This window comes from Acidovorax sp. LjRoot204 (assembly GCF_056175785.1).
The window spans coordinates 1-3,053 of record NZ_JBGFFF010000277.1; the positions used below are offsets into that span (position 1 = coordinate 1).

5 protein-coding genes are annotated in these 3,053 nt (G+C 56.1%); 3 read left to right on the plus strand and 2 right to left on the minus strand.

What is annotated here, in order from left to right:
• Nucleotides 1-233: 233 nt before the first annotated feature.
• From AC04MI_RS24340 to AC04MI_RS24350, 3 genes are all read left to right on the plus strand, one after another.
• Nucleotides 234-1,037: a DNA/RNA non-specific endonuclease gene (locus AC04MI_RS24340; protein ID WP_476498943.1), complete on the plus strand. Its 804-nt coding sequence runs from the start codon at nt 234-236 to the stop codon at nt 1,035-1,037.
• 70 nt (nt 1,038-1,107) lie between these two features.
• On the plus strand, nt 1,108-1,419 hold the full coding sequence (locus AC04MI_RS24345) for an HU family DNA-binding protein (protein ID WP_066786901.1): 312 nt from the start codon (nt 1,108-1,110) through the stop codon (nt 1,417-1,419).
• Between the two features lie 127 nt (nt 1,420-1,546).
• Nucleotides 1,547-2,023, plus strand: a complete 477-nt coding sequence (locus AC04MI_RS24350; protein WP_476498944.1) for a helix-turn-helix domain-containing protein — start codon at nt 1,547-1,549, stop codon at nt 2,021-2,023.
• Between the two features lie 35 nt (nt 2,024-2,058).
• Here AC04MI_RS24350 and AC04MI_RS24355 read toward each other — a convergent pair whose 3' ends face one another.
• Together AC04MI_RS24355 and AC04MI_RS24360 are read right to left on the minus strand one after the other, a co-directional pair.
• On the minus strand, nt 2,059-2,268 hold the full coding sequence (locus AC04MI_RS24355) for a hypothetical protein (RefSeq protein ID WP_476498945.1): 210 nt from the start codon (nt 2,266-2,268) through the stop codon (nt 2,059-2,061).
• A 170-nt stretch (nt 2,269-2,438) separates the two neighbouring features.
• Nucleotides 2,439-2,879, minus strand: a complete 441-nt coding sequence (locus tag AC04MI_RS24360) for a hemerythrin domain-containing protein (RefSeq protein ID WP_476498946.1) — start codon at nt 2,877-2,879, stop codon at nt 2,439-2,441.
• Nucleotides 2,880-3,053: the final 174 nt, after the last annotated feature.

Here is a 3,053-nt window from a genome sequence, read left to right on the forward strand (position 1 = left end):
AGCTGGGATAGCTGGGATAGCTGGGATAGCTGGGATAGCTGGGATAGCTGGGATAGCTGGGATAGCTGGGATAGCTGGGATAGCTGGGATAGCTGGGATAGCTGGGATAGCTGGGATAGCTGGGATAGCTGGGATAGCTGGGAAACCCTGCGAGGTCTGGGCATCCGGCTCACAAGCGAGCAACGAACGGTGCTCCAATCGGGCTCCTGTTATYCCACTTGCTCGTCCCTTCTGTGAATCGTTTGTTCTTTTGGCCAGGTCGTGTGCGCCTGGCGGCTGTGCTGACACTGTGCCTCACGGGCGTTGCTCTGCCGAATCTTTCCTGGGCGCGGTTTCCGCAGTTCGACAGTGCGGCGCTGCTCACTCCAGAACCCACCTCCTTTGCACAGTGCCCGCAGTTCTTTGCGAATGGAGCACCGCCAACCATCGCGCCCCGGCCGCAATTGCGGGAGCTTTGCTATGAAGCGTTTGCGGTGCTGCACTCCGGGACGACCAAGACGCCAGTGTTCGTGGCCCAGCGATTGAACCGCAAGCTCATCGAGGATGCTGACGAGAAGAGGGCTAAGCGGTTCTTTGCAGATGCGCGTTTGCCCAGTGGCGAACGAGCCGAACTGGAGGACTACAAGAACTCAGGTTACAGCCGGGGGCACATGGCGCCTGCTGGAGATATGCCCACGTCAACGGCCATGGCGCAGAGCTTCAGTTTAGCGAACATGGTTCCGCAGAATGCACAGCACAACGGRGGYGCSTGGAACAAGATCGAGCAGGACACGCGGCACTATGTGAAGCGGGCCAAGGGCGATGTGTTTGTGATCACGGGGCCAGTGTTCACAGATGCGGGGCCACGCATTGGGGCCAACGGGGTGAAGGTGCCGACCTATCTGTACAAGCTGGTGTACGACGCCACCACCCAGAGGGCCTGGGCGCATTGGCAGGAGAACCGGGAGGGGGAGACGGTGGGGCGGCCAATCAGCTATCAGGAGCTGGTCAAACGCACGGGCGTGGAGTTTTTGCCAAGAAGTGCACTGCAACATTGAGTCGCAGCAAGGACCGTGTCAGCGGCGGCGGTATAAATCGATCCTTTCCAACTTCTACACGTGAGCATCCATGAACCGCGCAGAACTCGTTGAAATCCTGGCTTCCAAGAATGACCTGTCCAAGGCCGCAGCCAATGCGGTGCTGGAAACGCTTATCGACACCATCCAGACCGCCGTCAAGAAAGGCGATGCCGTGCAGCTGGTGGGTTTTGGGACCTTCAAGTCGGCCAAGCGTGCGGCACGCACGGGCAAGAACCCATCGACCGGTGCTGCATTGAAGATCCCTGCGAGCACTGTGCCGAAGTTTGTGGCGGGTGCGAAGTTCAAGGCTGTGGTCGATCCCAAGGCTGCCAAGCGCAAGGCGGACAAGGCTGGGAAGTAAGTACAGCGCTTTCGGACGCACCCGAAGCAAACCGCCACGGGCTCTTGCCTTTGGCGGTTTTGTTTTTTTGCGGATACGAAGAAGGATTGCGACACCGGCTGTGCACCAGCCCCTAAGTGCGCGTTAAGTGGTCAAAGTTACCATCGGGCGTATGAATACATTTTCAAATGCCTTTCGCGCTGAAGTTGTTCGCATGGCGCGCAAGGAGCTCAAGCCTGAACTCCAGAGCATGCGCAAGGCGATCACCAGCCATCGCTCCGAGATCGCGGCACTGAAGCGTGACGTCAAGGCTCTGACCTCCCAGCTCAGAGCGACTCAACGGCAGGTCAAAGCAACGGATGCACCCAAAGCCAAGGTGATCGCTGAAACTGCCACTCCCAAGAAGTCAAAGCAGATCCAGTTCGATGCTCAGTTGTTGATCGACAAACGCGCGGCGCTCGCTATCACACAGAAACAGATGGCCCAACTGTTGGGTGCGTCCTCGCTGTCCGTCTACAAGTGGGAGACAGGCCACGTTCACCCCCGGGCCGCGCAGCTAGAGCGCATTTCTGAAGTGCTCAAACTGAGCAAGCGCAAGGCGCTGGCACTACTCAATCCGCAGTAAGCGGGAACGGTGGGTAGGTCCGCCCCACCAGACACTCAGCGGCGGCGGTACTGTTCTCCCGGTGATGAGTCATTGCGCTCGGGCGCCAGTTCGAACAAGCACTGCATGTAGGGCTGGACTTCGCTCCAACGGGCGCGATCTTCATAGAAGAGCGACAGATTGCGCGTGGCCTCGACGGCATCGGGCCACCTGTCTGCAGCACTCACGCGAGTGATAGCTTCCCGGCTGTCTTGTTCGTCGTACAAGCTTCCGTCCTGCGCACCATTGGTATGGAATTCCACCATTCGCCTGGGCTGGGCCAAGCCAGTGTCCTGACACAGGCCACCTGGAGGTGAGTTCTCACGTGAGGCATGGGCTCCGGCGAACCCATTCTGCAGCGTATAGAAAACGCAGACGACGCCTGACCGTCGAGAATTTAGTCGTAGAGATCGTGATACAGAGGGTAGAGCTCCGATTCCTCTCGTCGGATTCGATCTCCCAGTAGCCAGCCTATTTCTTTTATTCGAATGGAAAGCTGGGCATAGTCCACGCCAATAAGTGACTTTTCAGAGTAATCATCGACGAATTTCATGACGACCCGGCTTATGCCATCCATCTCGCTTTTATAGGTCGTGACTAGTTGATATGCATTTTCATCGTCTTTCAGACTTTGTCTCAAATATATATACAGTTTGACAGCCTCTTTTAGCAGATGCGCTACCAATATAGACTTGAATTCGCCAAGTTTGACATAAAAGGCTAATTCATCCCTTGCTTCTATTGATTTAACAAGGCTTCCATAGATTGCAAGCAAGGTCCGGTGGTCTTCGAGCATGTCTCGAATGAGATTTGAGTCATATCGAATGCCTGCTTTCATTTCATGCTGTGTTCTGGATGATGGATATCAGTTTTATATAGCTGTGCCGTTATGCGAGGAGGCGCAGCTAACGGCTGGCGAAACTAACTCACTTGCCAGCTCTGGCAGTGTCCGCGAATCAGCCGCTGGCCCCCTCAAAGGCTTGCAATCCAGAATAGTCAGAAAAGGTACAAG

Excerpts from the sequence above, each read along its gene's own strand:
- AC04MI_RS24360 (WP_476498946.1), bottom strand. The coding sequence starts at position 2,879 with ATGAAAGCAGGCATTCGATATGACTCAAATCTCATTCGAGACATGCTC.
- AC04MI_RS24345 (WP_066786901.1), top strand. The coding sequence starts at position 1,108 with ATGAACCGCGCAGAACTCGTTGAAATCCTGGCTTCCAAGAATGACCTG.